At 71.3% G+C, this 21560-nt stretch carries 12 protein-coding genes; 1 reads left to right on the forward strand and 11 read right to left on the reverse strand.

Translation table 11 applies throughout. The features are described from left to right. Nucleotides 1-121: 121 nt before the first annotated feature. The 4 genes from ACSHV8_RS18590 to ACSHV8_RS18605 form a co-directional block, all read right to left on the reverse strand. On the reverse strand, nt 122-676 hold the full coding sequence (locus tag ACSHV8_RS18590; RefSeq protein ID WP_436534755.1) for a DUF305 domain-containing protein: 555 nt from the start codon (nt 674-676) through the stop codon (nt 122-124). An 11-nt stretch (nt 677-687) separates the two neighbouring features. Continuing rightward, complete coding sequence (locus tag ACSHV8_RS18595) at nt 688-2319, reverse strand: Ig-like domain repeat protein (protein WP_436534757.1); 1632 nt, start codon at nt 2317-2319, stop codon at nt 688-690. Continuing rightward, complete coding sequence (locus ACSHV8_RS18600) at nt 2316-3104, reverse strand: hypothetical protein (RefSeq protein ID WP_436534759.1); 789 nt, start codon at nt 3102-3104, stop codon at nt 2316-2318. The genes ACSHV8_RS18595 and ACSHV8_RS18600 overlap by 4 nt, the downstream gene beginning before the upstream one ends. Nucleotides 3105-3224: 120 nt before the next feature. After that, complete coding sequence (locus tag ACSHV8_RS18605; protein WP_436536816.1) at nt 3225-4661, reverse strand: flavin-containing monooxygenase; 1437 nt, start codon at nt 4659-4661, stop codon at nt 3225-3227. Between the two features lie 74 nt (nt 4662-4735). Here ACSHV8_RS18605 and ACSHV8_RS18610 point away from each other — a divergent pair, with 74 nt between their 5' ends. Next, a complete protein-coding gene (locus tag ACSHV8_RS18610; protein WP_436534761.1) occupies nt 4736-5980 on the forward strand; it encodes a PucR family transcriptional regulator in 1245 nt (414 codons plus the stop codon). An 11-nt stretch (nt 5981-5991) separates the two neighbouring features. Here ACSHV8_RS18610 and ACSHV8_RS18615 read toward each other — a convergent pair whose 3' ends face one another. From ACSHV8_RS18615 to ACSHV8_RS18645, 7 genes are all read right to left on the reverse strand, one after another. Beyond that, nucleotides 5992-7623: a methyl-accepting chemotaxis protein gene (locus ACSHV8_RS18615; protein ID WP_436534763.1), complete on the reverse strand. Its 1632-nt coding sequence runs from the start codon at nt 7621-7623 to the stop codon at nt 5992-5994. Between the two features lie 76 nt (nt 7624-7699). Continuing rightward, the gene (locus ACSHV8_RS18620; protein WP_436534765.1) at nt 7700-8665 is read right to left on the reverse strand and encodes a hypothetical protein; all 966 of its coding nucleotides are present in this window, start codon (nt 8663-8665) and stop codon (nt 7700-7702) included. Beyond that, nucleotides 8662-9282: a hypothetical protein gene (locus ACSHV8_RS18625; protein WP_436534767.1), complete on the reverse strand. Its 621-nt coding sequence runs from the start codon at nt 9280-9282 to the stop codon at nt 8662-8664. Before ACSHV8_RS18625 ends, ACSHV8_RS18620 begins: the two co-directional genes overlap by 4 nt. A gap of 8 nt (nt 9283-9290) precedes the next feature. Next, on the reverse strand, nt 9291-12311 hold the full coding sequence (locus ACSHV8_RS18630; RefSeq protein ID WP_436534769.1) for a family 43 glycosylhydrolase: 3021 nt from the start codon (nt 12309-12311) through the stop codon (nt 9291-9293). Between the two features lie 76 nt (nt 12312-12387). Continuing rightward, complete coding sequence (locus tag ACSHV8_RS18635) at nt 12388-16878, reverse strand: Ig-like domain-containing protein (protein ID WP_436534771.1); 4491 nt, start codon at nt 16876-16878, stop codon at nt 12388-12390. Then, nucleotides 16875-19625, reverse strand: a complete 2751-nt coding sequence (locus ACSHV8_RS18640; RefSeq protein ID WP_436534773.1) for a beta-L-arabinofuranosidase domain-containing protein — start codon at nt 19623-19625, stop codon at nt 16875-16877. The genes ACSHV8_RS18635 and ACSHV8_RS18640 overlap by 4 nt, the downstream gene beginning before the upstream one ends. Before the next feature lie 10 nt (nt 19626-19635). Beyond that, nucleotides 19636-21555 (reverse strand): glycoside hydrolase family 127 protein, encoded by a 1920-nt coding sequence (locus ACSHV8_RS18645; protein WP_436534775.1) that lies wholly within the window; start codon nt 21553-21555, stop codon nt 19636-19638. Nucleotides 21556-21560: the final 5 nt, after the last annotated feature.

A 21560-nucleotide genomic window follows, 5' to 3' on the forward strand; every position in this document is an offset into this window, starting at 1 on the left:
TGGACTATATCGGTGGGCCAGCCGATTCCTAGATTCAAGGGCATGAAGCATTTGGCGATGGCCCTCGGCCTGACCCGGCGACTGGTCGGGCCGCCCTTCCCGGATCACGACGAACGGAGTGTCACAGCGGTTCCTGAACGGCGCGGCGCATGGCGGCGATCTCGGCGCTCTGATCGGCGATCACGTGCCGAGCCAGACTGATCACCCACGGGTTCCGGGCCGCCGGCAGCACCGCGGTCGACATCTGCACGGCCCCTTCATGGTGAGCGATCATGAGCTGCAGAAACGTCCGCCCGGCGGCGGCCCCGGCCGAGGTTCTGAGGGCGTCGATCCGCGCCTCGGACATGTGCATGGGCGCCGACGGCAGCCTTCGGCCCCACGCGTTCAGGAAATCCGTCATGTCGGTCACTTCGGTTTTCTGGATCGCCGCCATGTGGTCGGCGAGATTGCTTATCCGGTACGGCACCCCGCCGCGCTCCCGGAGCACTTCGACCAGGCGCAGCCCCTGCCGATGGTGGTCCACCATGGCCGTGACGTAGGCGACCTCGTCCGGGCTGGGCGCGGGCACCGCCGAGGCGACCGGCCCGATGGCGGCGGGCACGATCGGCGGCGCGGGCGCGTCGCAGGCCGACAACACCACCGACAGGGCGACGGTGGCCAGCAGTAGGCGTGGCAAGACGGTTCCTCTCAGGGGTTCTCGGTGACGGTCAGGACGACCGCCGCCGAGGTGCTGGTGTCGACCTGCGCGGATCCGCCGTAGGCGACGGTCAGCGAGTGTTTCCCGGCGGGCAGCACGGGCAGCCGGATGGCCGTACGCCCGTGGTCGGTCTTGGTGATGTCGGAGACGAGAAGCGTCCGGCCGCCGTCCTTGACGGTCAGCAGTCCGGCCGCGATCTGCCCGGCGTCCCGGGGCCGCACCCCGACGACGGCCGTCGCCCGCTGCCCGGCGCCGATCGTGGTGCGAGCCAGGCGCAGCGTGGTGGTCGAGCCCTGGCTCGGTGTCACCCCGCGGGCCTGCTCGTTCTCGGTGGCGACGAAGCCGTTGCGGCCGGCCCGGGCGGCCGGGGTGAGCGGCGACTGGGCCGAGAAGTCGTGCGGGTAGAGGGTGAAGCCCTGCCAGTGCACCGGCATCGGGCTCTGGTCCTCGTCCCGGACGATGTGGTGGAAGCCCACGTTCACCCAGGCGATCGGGTCGGTGAGGGTCTCGCCGTTCGCGTAGTCCATGGTGGTCTCGCCGGCGCACGACACGTCGTTGTTGTACATCGGCAGCTGTTCGCAGGTCTTGCGCTTGGTGAAGGCCAGCGCGTTGCGCAGGCTCGGGTGGGCCGGGTAGGTGTCGTTCTTCCCGAAGACGATGTCGTAGCCGCGCGGATGCCCGTCGGCGTTGCGGCTGGACGGGCTGTAGACGCGCCACTGCCGCCGGTCGGCGATGGTCAGCAGCGACTCCTTCCCGATCGTCTTGCGCCGGGTCACCAGCACGGCCGACTGGCCGCCGCGCTTGCCGGTCCAGGTCGTGTCGCTCTGCTCGACCTTCATGTCGGACTTGCCGCCGATACCGAAGTCCACCCGCCACACCGCGCTGTGATAGTGCGACCCGGAGTAGTCACGCTCGCCGGTGCCGATCGGCCAGCCGTAGTTGAGCGACGCCGCCTCGGTCGCCTGATCGGTCCAGATGCTGGGGTTGACCTCGCCGGTCGCGCCCATCCCGACGTCGATCTGGCCGCTGTCGGCGAGCTGGTAGCTGGTCTCGTACTCGTAGTTGCCGACCGCCGACATGAAGCTCAGCGCCAGCACCGTGCCCTGCGCGGTGACCAGCGGCTGGTCGGTACCGGTGTGCCACTTGGAGCGGTAGGCCAGGCCCTTGCTCATCTCCCGCACGCAGAGCACCGGCTGGTCCTTCTCGACCCACCGGCCGGCCAGATCCGTGTAGGCGCGGTGGGTGGTGACGATCTGCCCGCCGGGGCACTCGGCGCGGGTCATGTCGCTGGCGTAGCGGCCGAAGCCGTACCCGATCAGGTCCTCGAACTCGGCCGTGCCCAGGTCGTAGGGGACCTGCATCTGCACCGGCGCGATCGAGTCGAGCACCTGGATCGGGGCGGCGTCCCTCGTACCCTGGAAGCCGACCTTGTCGAGAACGAGGCCTTTGAAGTCGTCGATGTGCCAGCACAGCTGCCATCGGGTGCCGGCGCTGAGTTTCCGGCTGACCAGGGAGTCACCCGAGCAGTAGTCGGAGGCCGCCTCGGCCGACGCCGGCGGTCCGGCCGGACCGAGCGTGACCAGCAGCGCCAGGGCCACGGCGGCGACCAGGGCGCGTTTCATGACAGGGTCCGGACGGTCCGGGCGGTGAGGTCGACCGCCAGGTTGCCGAAGTAGAGCCAGGCGCCGTCGCGCACGCGGCCCTGGAACGTGACGCACCGGTCGACCGCGCAGGCCGCGCCGTCCCCGGTGGCCGGCGGGTTGAGCAGCGCGCCCGCGTTCACGTCGAGCTCGGCCTGGCCGGTCAGGTCCTTCCCGGTGGAGGTGCGGTAGGCGGTCCGGATCGGCGCGGCGACCGGCGAGGCCAGCAGCAGGTCCAGAGCGTGCATCTTCTCGGTCTCGGACGGCGGCGCCTGCGTCCCGTGACCGCTGTGCTCGGTGACGGCGCCGGTCGCGAGGTCGACCAGCTGCAGCACCTGCACGTTGGCGGCGTAGTCGTAGGAGGTGACGGCGACCTCCCGGCGGCCGTTCTCGGTGGCCAGAGCGGCCGACAGGAACTCGTAGCCGGGTGTCCCGTCGACCCGGCGGCCCGGATTCTTCTGGGCGTGCACGGCCAGCGAGCGGGCGTAGCCGACCTCGGCCGGGGTCAGCGCGTCGAACGTCTTGCCGAACCGGGCCGGCCGCTCGGTGGGCATCCCGCCGGGCAGCGCCGGACGTGTCGCGACGAGCGCCCGTTCGATCTGTTCGGCCTGGTCGGCCCGCATGTCGGGCGCCGCGCCGGCGGCCACCCGGGACGGGCCGGTGAGCAGGTAGCCGCCGAACGCCATGGCCGAGGCCAGCGCCATCAGGGCCACCGGAACGCGGACGGACTGCCACCACGAGACCTGCTCGGACGCTCTCTCTCGCATGCGCTCTCCTCCTCGAACCGCGGCAACGGATCAAGTGTCGAAAGCGCGAGGAGGTGTGTCGGCGAGCCGCGCGGGCATTTCGCCGGTTTTCATCACATAGAGATCACTGACCGGGTGATCTCAGGAAAAGTGCAGCTCCCGGTCGGTGACGTCGTCGGCCCGGAGCAGTTTCACGTCGGACTGGTAGTTCATGGACGTGAGCCACGGCATGCGGTCGCCCTGGCGGGGCAGCTGGTCGACGACCCGGGTGATGTAGCCGGCGCCGAAGTCGAGGAACGGCCGGGTCGGCATGGCCGGATCGGCGACCTCGGGGCGGCACACGTCGTACCCCCGCATGTGCATGTGTTTCAAGAGGCGGCAAAAATGTTCGCAGAGCAGACCGATCTTCAGCGTCCACGAGGAGTTGGTGTAACCGATCGCGTAGGCGAAATTCGGCACCCCGGAAAGCATCATTCCCTTGTACGCGACGGTGTCGGACAACCGGACCTCGTGGCCGTCGACGGTGACCGGGACACCGCCGAACGCCTGCACGTTCAGGCCGGTGGCGGTGACGATGACGTCGGCGTCGAGGTGCTGCCCGGACGCCAGTTGAATCCCGGTCTCGGTGAAGCCGGTGATCCGATCGGTGACCACGGAGGCCTGACCGTTCCGGATGGACCGGAACAGGTCACCGTCGGGGACGGCGCACAACCGCTGGTCCCACGGGTCGTACGGCGGGTGGAAGTGCTCGTCGACCGGGAACCCGGCCGGGAGCTGCCGCGCGTTCACCCATCGGATGAGCTTCCGGGCGGCCCCGGGAAAGCGCCGGCAGAACGACCAGACGGCTTTCTGCTGGGCGATGTTCTTGCGCCGGGTCCACGCGTAACCGCGTTCCGGCCCGAGACAGCGTTTCAGCGCGTTGGCGATCGGGTCCTTCTTCGAGACCGGCATGATGTACGTCGGTGTGCGCTGCAGCATCGTCACGTGCGCGGCGTCGCCGGCCATCGCCGGGACGATGGTGACGGCGGTGGCGCCACTGCCGATCACCACCACGCGCTTCCCGGCGTAGTCCAGGTCCTCCGGCCAGTGCTGCGGGTGCACGATCGCGCCCCGGAACCGCTCGCGGCCGGCGAACTCCGGGGTGAAGCCCTCGTCGTAGCGGTAGTAGCCGCTCGCCGAGAAGATCCAGCCGCAGGTCATCGTGGTCCGCTCGCCGGTGTCGGTGCGCTCGACCTCGACGGTCCAGCGGGCCCGCTCGCTCGACCAGGACGCGGCGGTCACCCGGTGGTGGTAACGGATGTGCCGGTCGAGATCGTTCTCGGTCGCGGTCTCGCGCAGGTAGTCGAGGATCCGCGGCGCGTCGGCGATCGCCTGCTCGTCGCGCCACGGCTTGAACTCGTACCCGAACGTGTGCAGGTCGGAGTCGGAGCGGATGCCCGGATAGCGGAACAGGTCCCACGTGCCGCCGGACGCGGCCCGCGCCTCCAGGACGGCGAAGGTCTTCGCCGGCAGCTCGGTCTTCAGGTACCGCGCGGCGCCGATGCCGGAGATCCCGGCGCCGACGATCAGGACGTCCATGTGCTCCACGCCCTACAGGATCCGTCGCCGGGCCCGGTTGCGCCAGTTCAAAACGCACCTTCATCATCGTATTCATGGTGCAGAATGCTGCGGACTGGCCGGCCGTTCCGTCCCGGGTCGCGGACCTTTTCCGGCAGGGCGCGCAGGCCGCGCTCGACCCGCCGGCCGCGTGGATCGAGGGCCTGCACGAGGCGTCGCTCAGCGGCGAGCGGATGCGGCCGGTCGCCGACGACCCGGTGCTGGTCGCCGCCGTGCGCCGCAGCAACGTCGCCAACCTGCGCCGGTGGACCGAGGCGAACGTCCGGCACCCCGGGCGGCGGGTGTCGGCCGACCTCGGTCCGGAGGTCCTCGACACCGCCCGTGACCTGGTGCGGCGTGGGCTGGATCAGCGGGCGCTGGACTCGTACCGGACCGGGCAGACCGTGGCCTGGCGGCGCTGGATGGAGATCTGTTTCGGTCTCGGCGCGTCCCCGGACGAGCTCCGGGCGCTGCTCGACGTGTCCTCGCTGTCGATCTCCACGTTCATCGAGGACACCATCGCCGCGGTGTCGGCGCGGATGGAGGCCGAACGCGCCGAACTGACCCGGGGTGCCCACGCGGAACGCCGGGCCGTCGTGTCGCTGCTGCTGGAGGGGGCGCCGATCGGCCGGGCGCGGGCCGAGGCGCAGCTCGGATACCGCCTGACCGGGCCGCACACGGCCGCCATCGTGTGGACGACCTCGGGGCCAGCACCCCTCGAAGCCGCCGCCGAGAGCCTGATGCGGGCCGGCGGCGCCGGTCACCGTCTGACCGTGCTGGCCGGCGCGTCCGCGCTCTGGCTCTGGCTCCCGGTCACCGACGTCCGGCCGCCGGTCGCCGACCTCGACCCCGAGGTGCTGATCGCTATCGGCCGGCCGGGCACCGACATTGCCGGGTTCCGCCGCAGTCACCTGGACGCGCAGGCGACCCAGCGGATGCTGACCCGGCTCGGCTCACCGCAGCGGGTCGCCCACTACCGCGACATCCAGCTGGCCGCGCTGCTCACCACCGACCCGGACCGGGCCGACGAGTTCCTCGCGGAAACCCTCGGGGACCTGCGGCACGCCGACGCCGAGACCCGCGAGACGGTCGCCGCCTACATCGCCGAGCAGTGCAACACGCTGCGCACCGCGGAACGCCTGTTCACCCACCGCAACACCGTCGTCCGCCGACTGGCCCGCGCCGACCGCCTGCTCCCCCGGCCGCTCGCCGACAATCTGGTCGCCATCGCCGCCGCCCTCGAAATCCTCCGCTGGCAGAATCAACAACAATTTCCGCGTACGGCGGTGGAGGCGCCGTAGCCGCCCGGGGCTCAGACGCGGAACGTTCCGACCATCGCGCGCAGGTCGCCGGACATCTGCGCCAGTTCGGCCGCCGCCCGCTGTGCGTCGGCCACGTTCTCGTTGGTCAGCCGGGTCGCCGTGGCCAGCGCCTCGATCCCGTCGGCGATCTCGCTGACCCCACCGGCCGCCTCGCTGACCCCGCGGTTCATCTCACCCGTGGTCGCCGTCTGCTCCTCCACGGCGGCCGCGATCGTCGTCTGGTAGTCGCTGATCCGCGCGATGATCTCGCCGATCTCGGCGATGGCGGTGATCGCCGTCCCGGTGTCGGCCTGGATCGCGGCCACCCGCCCGCCGATGTCCTCGGTCGCCTTGGCCGTCTCCTGGGCCAGATCCTTCACCTCGCTGGCCACCACCGCGAAGCCCTTGCCCAGGTCACCGGCGCGGGCCGCCTCGATCGTGGCGTTCAGGGCGAGCAGGTTGGTCTGCTCGGCGATCGAGGTGATCAGCCGGATCACGTCGCCGATCTCGGCCGAGGAGACACCGAGCCGGGTGACCCGCTCGTTGGTGGTCTCGGCCATGGTGACGGCCTGCCCGGCCACGGCCGCGGCCTGGTTGGCGTTCTGGGAGATCTCCCGGATCGAGGCGCCCATCTCCTCCGAGCCGGCGGTGACGGTGTCGACGTTGCGGCGCACGTCCTCGGCCGCGGCGGCGACGGCACCGGCCTGGGCGTTGGCCTGCCCGGCGTTCTCGGCGATCTGGCCGCTGGTGGTGGAGAGCTGCTCGGCCGCGGCGGCCAGCGACTGGGAGGCGGTGCCGAGCGCTTCGACGGTGCCGCGCATGTTGGCGGTGGCCCGGTTCAGCGCGACCCCCATGACGCCGACCTCGTCCCGGGAGCGCACGATGACGAGGCCGGTCAGGTCACCGCCGGCGACCTGGGCCAGGGTGTCGTTGACGGCGGCCAGCGGGCGGGTGATCCGCCGTACCGTGGTCCAGCCGAGCAGTGCCGCGACCAGGAAACCGCCGGTCAGGATCAGGATCATGACGGTCCGGCTGTGGTGGTAGGCGTCGGTGTTGGCCCGCGCCGCCGCCCCGGCGCTGCTCGCCTCGTAGGCGGTCAGCGTGTCGAACCCGGCGTTGATCGCATCGGCGATCGGATCGGCGCTCTTGTCATAGGCGGTCGCGTAGAGCGTGTTGTTGCTGGACCGGGCCGCAGCGAAGAGTTGGTTGTCACGGATGTCGGCGAGCTTCGTGAGCCCGTCGGTGATCGCGGTGACCGCCGCCTGCTGCTCGGCGGCAAGCCCGAGGCCGGCGTACGCCTCGACGCCCTTGACCGTGAGGTCGTGCGCGTCGAGTGCCTCCTGCCGGAAGCTCTCGGTCTCCGAGTCGGTCACCGCGATCGTCATCCGGGCCAGATCCAGCAGTTCGTCGTCGAACGAACCCTGCGCCACGGCGAGGGCCTGCGAGGGTTGCAGGTTCTCCTCGTAGATGGCCCGCGCGTGCCGGTCGGCCTGGCTCAGACCGACCAGCCCGGCCGCCGCCACCGCCACCCCGGCGAGCAGGGCCACGGCGATGGCGACGCTGATCTTCACGCCCACCCGCAGGTCGCTGAAGAAGCTCAGGACGCCGGGACGACGCGGCTCGGCGGCAGGCGACGATGCCATCGCTGAGCTCCTTCCGTTTTCGGGACTCCAGTGGCCCTATCGGAAGGTTCGTCACCGGACTGAGCCCGGGGGCGGCTCAGGACGGTTCGGTCGCCGACCGGCGCCCTTCGAGGCGGGCCTGGTCGAGCAGCCGGCGCAGGCGCGTCCGACGGTGCCGGTCGGCAGCGCGGAGCAGCCGGAACAGTCCGATCGCGGCGGCGATGAGGAGCAGGTGCGGCCAGGGTGTCACCCACGTCGTGGTCGTGGCCGAGCCGCCCGGGGTGAGCGTCACCGTCGTGCGCAGCCGCCCGAACGCCCACACCCCGGCGACGTCGGCACGGCCGTCGCGACTGCCGCCGGGCAGCAACTGGCCGAGCGCCACCTCCGCATCGGCCCCGCCGAGCAGGCCCGTGACCCGCACCCCGGCCCGGCCCTCGACCCCGACGTTTCCGCTGTTGGTGGCCGTGTAGGAGACCGTCATGCGGCCGGGCCGGAACGGGTTCCAGGAGCGCTCGTAGCGCGCGCCGACCGCCCCGGCCGAGAGTTCGGTCCGGACGGCACCGCTGGCCCGCAGCAGCACCCGGAACCCGACCCGGCTCTCCACCTGCACCGTGCCGCTGCGGCTCAGCACCGTGGCGGCGATCCCGGCCGGATGGTCGCCCGGCGATGCGTCCCGCGGCACGGTGATGGTGAACGGCACCAGCGCCGTCCCCTTGGCCGCGACGGTGACCTGCGCCGGCACCGTGATCCAGGTTCCGCCGTCCTTGGACGGGGTGTCCGACGGCAGCATGGTGAAGCGACCGTTATCGGTCAGGTAGCCGTCGGCCGCCTTCAGCGCGAAAGTCCCGCCCACGTCGCTGAAGTTCCGCACGGCCAAGTACTCGGTGACCCGCTGACCGGGGTCGAGGGTGCGTTCGATCCAGTGCCGTCCGTCCGGCCCGGCCGCCGTCGCCGGTTGGACGGTCCAGGTCAGGGCGGCCGACGCGGGTGCGGCGGAGGCCGCCGCGGGCCCGGCACCTACGCCGAGCGCCGCGACGACGACCACGATGATCAGGCGTTTCATTCGAACAGCGAGAGGGTCAGCGTCGACCGGTAGGAGCCGGCGGCGACGTCGGCCGGGGTGCGCAGGAACAGGTCGGCGTCGACCGAGTAGGCACCGCCGGTCACCGCCGCCGAATCGTAGGTCGAGACCAGCAGCTCCTGATCGGTCAGACCGACGTTGTTGCCGGGCTGGGTCGGGTCGTCGAGAACGGTGACGACCTCCTCACCCTCGCTGACCTCGCCGGTGGTGCCGCCGTTGATCAGGCGCGGCTTCCAGCCGAGGTTCCCGGCCGAGATCGGCGCCTGCCCGGCCGTGCCGGTGAAGTCGCCCGCGGTACCGAGGACGGCCCAGCTCGATCCGGCCGGAATCTCGCTCGCCGTCCGGGTGTCGGTGACGGTCACCGTCGGCAGGGTGCCGGTGAACTGCCGGACCAGCAGGTCGGAACCGTTCTCCTTGAGGTCGACGGCGGTCCCGGCGACGGTCAGGGCCAGCACGCCGGGCTCCTTGATCTCGGTGATGTCGACGGTCACCTGCACGCCGGCGCTGTCGCCGGGGTCGGCCAGGGCGGCGGCCGGCACGGCGACCGCGGCGGTCGAGGTCAGCGCCACGACGGCGGGCAGGAACACACGGGCTCTCATATCGACTCCTAGCAGGTGATGGCGGTGTAGGGGGCGGTCACGGAGGTGCCCGCGGCCTGGACGGTGGCCGTGCCGGCCGGGATCGAGGCGAGTCGCGCGAGGAAGGACTGATAGGCGTTCGCCCCCGGCGCGATCAAGGCGAAATTCCGGCTTCCGTACGGGGTGACCACCGCGACGTCCACCGCCGCGTCCCCGTCGTTGCGGGCCTGGACGGCGACGTACGCCTTCCCGGCGATGCAGCGCGACCGGGCGGTGGCGGTGACCGGCGCCGGTGTGGACTCGGCGGCGAACACCCGCCACTCGGTGACGGCGACCGCCGAGTACGTGGTCCCGTTCCCGTTGGCGCTGATCGTCGCCCGCAGCCGGGCGGTGGTGACCGGGTCGAACGTGACGTGGTTGAACGCGGTGCTGCCGGTGCCGTACGCGGAGGCCCCGGTGACGTCCTGCCACGCGGCGCCGTCCCAGTACTGCAGTTTCCAGCCGTCCGGTTCGGCCACCCCGTCGCCGGTGCCGCGGTCGGAGTCACGCCAGAACTTCAACTCGGCCCCGGTGATCCGGATCGGTCGCGCCCAGTCGTACTGGATCCACTGCGTGGCCGGCCGGTCGCCGGACCAGGTGCCCCAGATCTGGGCCTGGGCCGGGTCGGCCGGGTCGGCGTCGTCGTTGAGCGCGCCGACGCTGTTCCAGCCCGCGGTGTACGACGCGGTCGCCGTCCCGATCGGCCCGACGTTGCCGTCCAGCGGCGCCGACAGGTCGGCCGGAACGGTCACCGACCGGCTCGCCGACACGTTGCCGGCGCGGTCGGTGGCCCGGTAGGAGACGGTGTGCTTGGCCGCGTCGGGCGCCGTCACCGGCCCGGTGTAGGCCAGCCACGCCCCGGTGTCCACGGCGTACTCGATCCCGGCCGGCCCCGAGGTCACGTCGCCGGCGGTGACGGTCACCGCCCGGTCGTCGCCGACCGTCGCCGTACTGACCGGGCTGGTGGCGTCGATCCCGACCGCAAGGTTCACGGTGTCGGAGGTGTTGCCGGCCCGGTCGGTGGCGGTCGCGGTGACGGTGTGGCGGCCGTCCCCGGTGACGGTCACGTCGGCGAAGCGCACCGGCCCGGCGGTGGTCGCCGCCCCGGCGTCCACCGTGGTGGCCAGGTTCATCCGGCCGCCGCGGTCGTCGGTGGCCGCCGCCCGGACCTTCACCGCTGAGCGGAACCAGCCGCCGGTCCCGGCGCTGCCGCTGGGCGTCAGGGTCAGCGTGGGAGCGGTGACGTCACCCTCGGTGTCGTCCGGCGAGATGACCGTGACCTGCGCGGTGATCGGCCCCGCGGCGTAACCGAGGACGCTGCCCTTGACCGTGAGGTGCCCGGGTGCGGCCACGTCGGCGGCGGTGACCGGGTCCCAGTAGACCGGGATCTGCAGAGTCTCGCCGCCGAAGGTGACCGGGACGGTGGCCGGAAGCTCCGTCTCGCCGGTCTCGACAGTGAACTCCGGTGCGCCGATCGAGGCCGGTTGAGCGGCGAGGACCTTCCACTCCTCGACCGCGACGGCCGAGTAGGTGCTCCCGTTGGTCGACGCGTCGAGAACGGCCCGGACCTGTGTCGTGGTCACCGGATCGAAGGTGGTGTTCTGGAATCCCTGGGTGCCGGTCGGGTAGCCGGAGGCGCCGGTGACGTCGGCCCACTTCCCGGCGGCCAGGTCCCAGTACTGGATCCGCCACCCGGCCGGTGCGGCCACGCCGACCCCGCTGCCCGGCGGCTGATCGTTCCAGAAGTCGATCTGCGAGCCGCCGATCCGCATCGGCTGGTCCCACGTGTACTGCACCCACTGCTGGGCCGGGTTGCTGCCGGTCCAGGTGCCCCACATGTCCGGCGGCAGCGGGTTGGCCCGCACGATCTCGTCGTTGAGCGCCTTCACCCAGTACTGCGTCGGCACCGGATCGTTGGAGACGGTGACCGTCGCCTCCTGGGCGAGGTTGGCCCGGGGCGTGCGATCGCGCTGCTTGACCGGGGTCGGCACGACCTGTTTCATCCGGGGCGGCGACTGGGTGTCGTCCCACTCGACCTTGTCGATCGCGACCGAGCGGCGGAAATGCCCGCCCCCGGCGGCGTCCGCGGTGTGGTAGGTGATGTACCACTGGCCGTCGTACTCGATGATCCCTGGATGGCTGGTGGTCGACGAGACCGGCGTGAGCACGGTTCCGCGGTAGGTCCACGGGCCCTGCGGCGCGCTCGCCGTCGCGTAGGCGATGCAGGCGTGGTAGTTGGCCGGCGTGCAGGCCGAGGTCGGCCCGGCGTTGTTCCCGGCGTAGGCCAGGTAGTACGTGCTGCCCCGCTGGAAGATCCACGGCGCCTCGAAGTAGCCGGTCAGCCCGGTGACCGAGGTCTGCGGGCCGACCGGCGTCCGCATGTCGGCCTTCAGTTCCAGGTAGCGCAGCTGCCCGAACGTTCCCCAGTAGAGGAAGACCCGCTGGCCCTCGACCAGGATCGTCGGGTCGATGTTCTGGATCGTGTTGGCGGTCGGGACGCGCTGCGAGATCAGCGGGCCGCCGAGATAATCGGTCCACGGCCCGGTCGGGGTGTCGGCGACGGCGACGCCGATGGCGAACTTGTCACTGGCGGTGCTGGCCTTCTCGCTGACCGGGACGTACCAGTAGTACCGGCCGTCGGGGCCCTGGACGACCTGCCCGGCGTAGGCGCGGCCGGCCGACGCCCAGGAGAAGAGCGTCTCCGGGCGCGCGAGTGACGGGAAATGTGTCCATGCGCCGGCGGCGACGTTTCCCGTACGGAACGCGCCCCACTCGTTCATGACGAAGTCGTTGACGGCCGGTCCGGCCTCGTCGTGACCGGTGTAGATGTAGAGCTGACCGTCGGCGACCAGGGGCGCCGGGTCGGCCGAGTAGTAGCTGCCGTCGGCCAGGATCGGGTTGCCCGGGTGGGTGAAGGTGTACGAGTCGGCGGCGAGCGCCGGACCGGCCGGCCCGGCGAGGATTCCGGCCGCCACCAGCACGGCCGCGACCGCGCTGCGTATCGATCTCATGGTGCTGCTCTCTGGAGAAGGGCCGACGGGTGGTGCGGTGGCGGCGCCCCGGGGGTGGTAGGGCGCCGCCACCGGCTCAGGAGCAGCTGACGGCCGGGTACGGTGCCGTCACTGTCTCCGTTCCGGAACCGCCGGTCACCGTGACGGTGGCGGTGCCGGCCGGGATCAGGGCCGCTCGGCTGTTGAAGGACTGGTAGGCCACCTGGCCGGGCGCCACCGCGACCGCCGCCCGCGAGCCGTAGGCCGTGGTCAGCGCGATGGTCAGCGAGCTGCCCCCGGTGTTGGCCGCGTTGACCGCGACGTAGGCCTTGCCGGCGATGCACTTGGCCTGCGCCGTGGCCTCGACCGTGACCTGGTGCCCGGAGCCGACCGTGACGGTCGCGGTGGCCGTCTTGTCGGTGCCGGCGACCGTGCCGGTGACCGCGAAGGTGCCGACCGTGGCGTACCTGGCCGGGTCGACCACGGCCCAGGTGACGGCGATGCCGCTCTGCCGCGACCCGTCGTTGTAGCCGACGGTCACCCCGGCCGGCAGCACCGGCGCGACCCCGACGGCGGTGGCGACCGCCACCGGGTCGACGGTGGTGATCTGCACCGGGTCGCTGCCCCGGACCCAGACGTGGGCGGTCGCGGTCAGCGTGGTGCCGGCCACGAAGCCGGCGACGGTGAAGTCGCCGACGGCCGCGAGCTGGTCGGCCGGGATCGTGCCCCAGGCGACCGCCATCGGCCGGCGGGTGCCGTCGGCGTAGGTCACGTCGACCGTCGCGGGCAGGGTGGGCGGGACCCCGACCTTGGTCCGGGCGTCGTAGCCGGCGATCGACGAGGCGGCCGAGGCGAACACCCGCCACTCCGAGACGCCGACCGCCGAGTACGCGGTTCCGGCCGTGCTGGGCAGCGCGTTGAACGTCGCCCGCAGCCGGGTCGTGGTGACCGGGTCGAACGACACCTGGTTGGTGCTGCCCCGTACGGCCGGGTCGAATCCGGTCGCGCCGGTCACGTCGGCCCAGGCGGTGCCGGTCCAGTACTGCAGTTTCCAGGACTTGGGCACCGAGACGCCGCTGCCGCCGGTGGTGCTGTCCGACCAGAAGTCGATCGAGGCGCGGTCGACGCGGACGGCCGACGGGAAGTCGTACTGCAGCCAGCGCGTCGCCGGTTCACTCCCGGTCCAGGTCCCCCACAGGTCGGTCTGGGCGCCGCCGGCGAAGAACGCCGGTTTGCCGTCGTTGACCGCGCCGACCGCGTTCCACCCGGCGGTGAAACTGGCCGTCGGCGTGGCCGTGGACGCCACGTTGATCTCGCCCTCGGTCAACGCCGTGCCGTTGACCACCACGTCCTTGTGGGTGGTGGCGTTTCCGCCGGTCACGGTGAGGCGAAGGGTGTACGCGCCGGACTTGGTGAACCGGGCGACGGTGGTCGGCGTGGTGGCCGGGTCGAACGCGACCGTGCCACCGGCCGGGGCGTCCACCACCGACCAGGCCGCGGTGACCGGGCCGCCGGGGGTGCCGTCGTCCTGGGCCAGGCCGATCAGTCGCGCCGAGCCGGCCTGGTGGTACGACGAGTCGAGCCACGCGTCGGCCAGCGGCGGCTGATCGCTCGCGGCGGGCGCGGCAACGCCCGTACCGTAAGCCTGAATTTCTTTGATCCCGGTCTTGGCGCCAGGTGCGTGTTGCACGGTGACGCGCAACTTGGACGCCTTGATCGTGGGGAACCGGACGCGGTTGAGGTTGCCGCGGGGGTAGGCCGGATCGCGGCTCTGACCGGGCACCGTCGTCCAGCCGTCCCCGTCGTCGTAGCTGACCGTGAACTGGGCCGGTGGCGCGTAGCCGGGCACGGTGGCGCTGGTCGAGGTGTTGTAGAAGTACACGCGTACGTCGTCGAGGTTCTTCTCGCCCTGCAGGTCGACGTCGATCGAGTCGGTCGCATTGGGTGATCCGGCGGTGCCCCAGAATGGCTCGTTGATGGTGGTGCCGTCGACCGCGCCCTGCGGAGCGCGGCCGGTCGCCGAGAAGGTCGCGGTGACCGGCCGGCCCTGCGCCACGTCGACACTTCCGGTGCTGGCCGGGGCGATGTCGGCGCCCGCCTTGGCCATCACGTCGACGATCCGGTCACCGGCGGCGAAGCGCACGTCGGCCGGCGCCTGCACCGGGATCCTGGCCGTCGAGGTGACGGTGATGCCGGCCGCGGCCCGGACCTCGCCGGCCGCCGGGTCGTAGACGAGTTTGCCCAGCTTGTCGGCGGTGAAGGCGAGCTTGCCGTCGAGGTAGACGGAGTAGCCCTCGGGCACGTCGTCGCCGTAGTACCTCGTGCCGCCGGGCTTGTCCCAGACGATGGTCAGGTCCTTGTCCCGGTAGCGGATGTCGTTGGCGGTGAAGTGGTCCCAGCCGACGTCGATCGGGTCGAGCTCCACCTTGGCGTCGTCGCGCGGGCGCAGGCCCATCGCGTCCTCGATCATGGTGAAGTTGGTGGCGCCGAGGATGGTGTGGTGGATCCAGGAGCGGTAGTCGACGCTGCCGCCGTCCGCGGCCGAGCCGTCGGCCCAGAACTCGTTCTGGTCCGGGTACCGGTTGTCGCCGTTGCCCTGGTACTGCGCCCAGGCGTTCCAGTAGAGGAGCTTCTTGTACCACTCGGCGTCGATGTACTGGTTCGGATAGTTCCGCAGCACCGAGGAGAGCATCCGGAACGTCACGGTCGAGTTGATGATCGAGAAATTGTTGCTGCCCGGTTCACCGGCGGCGGCCGCGGCCGCCTTGTCGGCCTGGTTGGCCGTGGTGAACGGGAAGATCGGGTACTGGGTGTCGTCGGCGAACAGGCGCAGCGCCTCGACGTAGGGCTGGGTGTAGTCGGCGTCGCCGGGCTTGGGCATCAGCCCGACCGAGAACGGGTAGTAGTTGTTGATCTCCTTCCACGGCACGAGCTCGTCGGAGGCGACCAGGCGGTGCTTGAGCAGGTTGCCGTCCAGGCCCATCTGGTCCGGGGTGCTGCGCCCGGGCTCCCACAGGTACTTGAGCACCGCCGCCTTGATGCTGGCCGCGAACGCCTCCATCTCGGCCGCTTTCGCGGTGTTGCCCGCCGTCCGGTAGGCGCTCGCCGAGGCCAGGGCGTTCGAGTAGAGGTACGCGTTCTCGGTGCGGTCCATGTAGCCGGGCTTCCAGTGGAACGACACCGCGTCGGCGTCGTTGCCGGTCATGGCGCCCCAGTTGTACTCGATCAGGCCGTTGCCGTCGAAGTCGTAGGCCTGCTGGAGTCCCTTGACGTCGTCCTCGGCGTAGCGGGCCAGGTTGCCGGCGATCGCGGCCGGGCCGCCGTGCAGCTGGTACGAGCGCCAGGCGGCCTCGGAGATGTACTCGGTGTAGCTGTTAGACCAGTTGGCCGGGTCACCCGGGTTGTCGACGTACTTGGATCTCTTGGCCACCTCGCCGGCCGAGACCCACGGTCCGTACGAGTAGGCCGGGTCGCGGAAGTACTTGAGGTCGTCGACGAACATGCCGACGGTCAGCACGATCGCGTTGTTGTAGCCGAGCACGCCCTCCATCGACGTCGGGAACTGGTAGTCGTTGCCCGGCAGGTCGGCGTCGAGGAAGTTGTACCGCATCAGCCACCAGCGGTAGAACAGCGTCTTGTCGATGTTGTTCTCGGGCGTGTCCAGGTAGGGCACGTTGTCGGCCCACCACTTGTTGTACGCGGTGACGTGCTCGGCGTAGGCCGCGGCCGGGGTGAGGTCGCGGTAGTGCTCGTACTCGGTCCCGGCGCCCGGGTTCTCCCGGGTCACGAAGCCGAGCTGCACCTTCGTGCGGGCGGTCCCGTCGGCCGGCACCGCGATCGTGCCTTTGAGCGTGCCGTCGGCCGGGGCGAACCCGTCGCCCGAGAATCGCGGGAACACGGTGGTCAGCTGGTTGAACGCGCGGGCCGCGCCGGTCAGCTCACCGCCGGCCGCGGTCCGGGCGAAGGCCGAGGTCGCGGTCAGCGTGACGTCCTTGGCCGTGCCGGTGGTGCTGGTCAGGTCCAGCCCGGTGACCGCGACGTTGTCGTCGGTGATGTACTTCGTCTCGACGACCTTCAGGCCGCCGCCGGTGAACACGCTCCGCCAGTAGCTCGGCGTCTGCTTGCGCTGGGCCGGGTCCTCGGTCAGGGTCACGGCGGTGCCGCCGGTCGAGGCGGTGATCGTGTACGCGCCCTGGCCACCGGCGATCGTCTCGATGTAGGCGACCTCGCCGCCGAACCCGAGCGTGCCCGGCTGGTGCGTCTTCATGAAGACCGCGCGGCCCCGGCTGAACAGGTACTGGTTGGCGTCGCCGTTGGAGCCGCCGGGCGCGTTGCCGGTGCGGGCCAGCATCCGGTCGATCCAGAAGTCGTCGTCGGTGCTGCTCCCGGCGCCGGCCGCCACGTCGGCGTCGAAGATCGCCTGCAGCTGGTTGCGGACGTGGTAGCCGGTGCGCTCGTCCGGCACCGGGTCGGCCGCGCCCTTGAAGGTCGGGTAGGGGGTGTCGGCGTTCGGGGCCGCGTCGGCGGCGATCGGCTGCAGGACGGTCAGCAGCAGACCGGCCGCCGCGACGAAGGGGAGTTTTCTCACCGATAGGCCTTTCCGGCGGCCGCGGTCACGGCGGCGACTTCGGTACGGCTGAGCAGCCCGGACTTCTCCCACCGGCGGGCGGTGGTGTCCACCGCGCGGTGGAAGGTGCGGCGGGTGGCGAACGGCGCCCCGGCCCACAGTTCGTCCAGGAACGTCGAGCCGGTGGCGCCGGCCCGGTTGGGGACGCCGGAGTCCTGACCGTCGAAGACGATCGACGGCTCGGACCGGCGGAAATAGGCGTGGTAGGCGTCGGTGTCGCCGGAGTGGAACGGCCCGAAACCGTCCGGGACCGGGCCGAGATCACCGGAGAGCGGCAGCGAGCCGTACCAGGACCGGGACACGTAGTCCGGCTGCGACGACTTGGCGATCAGCGCGATCGGCCCGTTCATCAGCGCCTGCAGCGTCGGGTCGTCCAGGGCCGGCTCGACGTGCAGCCGGTACGGGAACGCGACCTCGACCCGGTCGCCGGAACGCCAGGTGCGGGTCAGGCTCACGTAGCCGTCGGCGCCGCACCCCCGTACCCGCTGATCCTTGCCGTTGATCTTGACGGCGAAGCCGGCGGTGGCCCAGGAGGGCACCCGGAGCCGCAGGTCGAGCCGGCCGTGGCCGGTGATGGTGAGCGTGGTGCTCTCCGAGCGCGGGTAGTCGCCGGTCTGGGCGACGGTCAGGCCGCGGGCTTTCCACTCCAATGTGGACGGAATATACAAATTGACATAGAGTACGTCGCCGCGGGGCGACGCGAAGTAGATCGAGTCCTGGTACTTGGTGTGGTTCTCCAGTCCCGTGCCGCCGCAGCAGGTGCCGATGTTGCCGAAGTCGCGGCGCACCCCCGGCCCGACCGGGACCATGTAGGTGACCAGCGGATTCGTCGTGCTGTCGGCGTCCCGCCGGGAGCCCAGGATCTGATTGACCAGCGCCTTCTCGTAGTAGTCGAACAGGCTCGCCGCGGGCGCGTGCAGGAACAGGGTCCGCGCCACCTTGAGCATGTTGTAGGCCGCGCACGACTCGGCGTTGGTGGTGTTCACGATGGTCCCGGCGATGGCGTCGCGTTTGCGGAACACCTCGCCCTGGCCGATGCCGCCGTGCACGTACGTGCGGTGCGGCACCACCATCCCGAAGAAGTTCCGAGCCGCGGTCCGGTAGTCGCGCTCGGCACCGTTCTCGAACATCCGCAGGTAGCCGAGGAACTGCGGGATGTGCTGGTTGGCGTGCCGGCCGTCGAGCGCGTCGGTGTCGGCGACGCAGGACGCCAGCAGCGCGGTGTTGTCGAAGCAGCGGGCGGTCCGCAGGAACTTCTCGTCGCCGGTGAGCGCGTAGAGGTCGGCCATCACCTCGTTCATGCCGCCGTACTCGCCGGCGATGTAGAGCCCCCACATCCGGTCGAGCTGTTCGCGGGGCAGCACGCTGAGCCGGCTGTGCACCCAGTCGCCCATGCCGCGCACGATCTGCAGCGCGGTCGCGTTGCCGGTGAGGGTGTGCGCGTCCAGCAGCCCGCGCATGATCTTGTGGCAGGTGTAGTAGGGCGCCCAGATCGCCGGGTAGGTCACGAACTGTTCGAGCTGGATGAACTGGGTCTCCGGGTACGCGGCCAGGAAGCCGGCGTGGCTCGGGCCGGGCGGGCCGCCGGGTCCGGTGACCACGGCCGCGTCCCATTCGCGGCCGGAGGAGTCGGCGACGGTGGTGCCGGCCGTCTCGTCGAAGCGGTACCAGGCCAGGTCGCCGTGGACACCGGACGGCACGGCGGCGATCTCGGCCGCGGTCAGCGCCCGGGAGAACAGGTGGAACTCGCCGACCGTGCCCTTGAGCAGCGCGTCGCCGTACTGGGAGCGGCCGATCCAGTTGTTCTTCGGGGCGCCGAGGTCGGCCGGCGACAGCGTCATCACCGGATTCGTCCCGGCGACCGCGCCGTCCACGTAGAGCGTGCCGACCCCGCCGCCCAGCGTCACCGCGAGCTGCACCCACCGGTTCTCCGGCAGTGCCGTGGTGCCGCTGATCCGCTGCTCGGCGCCGCTGCCGCCGACGGTGACGGCGAACCGTGGCCCGCTGCCGGTGTCCACGGTCAGGAACATGTTGGCCGTGGTGCCGGTGCCGAAATCGAAGACCCGTGACCAGGTCCGGCGCTCGGCCAGGTTGACCCGGACGACGATGGTGAACTCGCGCAGCCCGTCGACGGTGGCGTCGGGCAGGCCGACGTACTGGCCGTCGCCGGAGAGGACGAGACCGCCGTCCCAGGTCGGCGCCGGTGGCGGGGTGCCGGGTTCACCGACGCGCGTGGCCCACGCGTCCTGGCACTCCTTCAGCACATCCACGATGTGGTCGAGCTTGTCCTTGAAGACGGCCTCCCCGGTGCCGGCCCAGGCCTGGGCCAGCATCGAGATGAAGTGCCCGCTGTAGTGGCCGCGCAGGTTGCCGGTGGCGTCGTCCCAGCCCCCGGGCGGCTGGGCGCCGAGGTCGTCCAGGCCGGCGGCGGCCCGGAAGTTGCTGAGGATCCGGTCGGCCGGATAGGCGCGGGCGTAGGCCAGGATCCGGTCGCGTTTCTCGGTGAAAATGCTCGGCGACAGGGCGACCTGGTCGAGGTCGAACGGGACGGCCCGCCAGGCGGACGGGACGGGCAGGCCGTTGACGCGCGGACGGGTGGGGGAAGCGGCCGCGGCCGGGACCTCCACCACGCTGCCGGCGACGGTGGCGCCGGCGACAGCGGCGGCGGACTGGATCAGGCGACGACGGGATATCGAGTTGTCGATCATTGTCTGGCGGTCACCTTTCGGACGTCAGAGGCATCCAGACGCGCATGGTGGACGGTCCGCGGCGAGCCCAGCGGTGATACGGCCGCAGCGGGATCTTCATCAGCGGGCCGCCCTCGGCCGGGGCGGAAAGGGGCTGATAGGGCCAGTCGTGGGCCGCGGGATCGGTGGCTCGGAACGCGGCCAGCACGTGCCCGTCGCGGTCCACCGGCTCGGTGTTCGGGTCGACGCGGAGACCGTCGAGGGGCACGTCGCCGGGCACGTCGACCGACTCCAGGCAGTAGACGACCGGGCCTCGGACGAGCGCGGTCTGACCCCGTACGGAATCAATTCGCTCGTCTCCCGAGACGAACCGTGGGCGGACCGGGAGATCGAGCACCAGGGTCTCCCCCGCCGTGAAACGGCGGCGGGTCTGTACGAGACCCCGCGTGATCGCGAGACCGTCCAGGGTGGCCCCGGCCGCCCAGTCGGGAACGCGCAGCGAGAGCGTCCACGGCGTCTCCGGGCTGCGGGCGATCCGGATGACGATCCGCCCGCTGACCGGGTAGTCGGTGTCGATCTCCAGGGCGATCGCGCGGCCGTCGGGCAGCCGGGTGTCGATGGTCGACGCGGTGTACTGGTGGATCTGCACGCCGTCGTCGTCGCTGGTGGCGACGTAGGCGGCCAGGCCGGCGAAGGTGCGGGCCAGGTTGGTCGGGCAGCAGGACACCTCGAACCAGGACGCCCGCAGGGTGGACGTGGCCCGCGGAACCTGGGTGTCGGCCGACGGCTCGGTGCCGAGAACCCGCTGGTGCAGAGTGTTGGCGTAGAAGAACCGGGTGCCGTCGTCGGCCGGCGAGGTGGCGATGACGTTGAACAGGACCCGCTCGATCAGGTCGGCGTAGCGGGGGTCGCCCTGCGCGAGCAGCAGCCGCCAGGCCAGCATGATCGAGCCGACGCCGGCGCACGTCTCCGAGTAGGCGCGGTCCGGCGGCAGGAAGAAGTCCTCGCCGAACGCCTCGTCCTGGTGGCGGGAGCCGATGCCGCCGGTGATGTAGGTGCGCCGGGCCACCGCGTGCCGCCACTGCCGGGCGACGGCGTTGAGCAGCTCGGTGTCGCCGGTCTCGACCGCCACGTCGACCGCGCCGGCAGCCAGGTACACCGCGCGGACCGCGTGCCCGCGCAGCGACTCGGCCTCGCGCAGCGGCACGTCGTCCTGGAAGTACGCCCTTCCGAACTCGATGTCGTCCAGGGTCCGGTGCCCGCGCCGCTGGATGAACAGCCGCGCCTGTTCCAGGTAGCGGCGGTTGCCGGTGACCCGGTACAGCTCGGCCAGGGCGGGCTCGATCTCGGCGTGCCCGCAGACCGAGGCGATGCCGCCCGGCCCGAAGACGTCACAGACGTGATCGGCCGCGCGGACCACGGCGGCCACCAGCTCGTCGTCGCCGAATGTGCGGGCGGCGGCGACACCGGCCTGGATGAGGTGGCCGAACGAGTAGAGCTCGTGACCCCACTCCAGGTCGCTGTAGCGCGGCTGCTGGCCGGGGCGCCCGAAGTTGGTGTTCAGGTATCCGTCGGGCTGCTGGGCGGCGACGACCCGGGCCACGATCGCCCGGTAGCGGCGGGCCACCTCGGGGTCGCGGGTCCGCCCGTACTCCCAGGCCATGGCCTCCAGGAACTTGTAGACCTCGGTGTCGGCGAACTCCCGTCCGCGGCGCTCCTCCGGGGGTGCGGAGAAGTTGCCCAGCCAGCCGGCCTTCTCCAGCCAGTATTCGATGTGCGCGAAGGACCGGGACCGGTTGGTCTGCTGGCGCTGCCGCCAGAAACCGTCGCGGAGGGTGACTTCGCGCAGGCCGAGCGGTCGCAGGCGGCCGGTGCCGGGCGTGGCGGGGGTGCCGCCGCGCTCGATCCAGTTCCGGGAGGCCGCGGAGGTCAGTGCTTCTTCAATGGTCACGTGTT

The sequence above is a fragment of the Actinoplanes sp. HUAS TT8 genome, from assembly GCF_051380535.1.
Classification (GTDB): domain Bacteria; phylum Actinomycetota; class Actinomycetes; order Mycobacteriales; family Micromonosporaceae; genus Actinoplanes.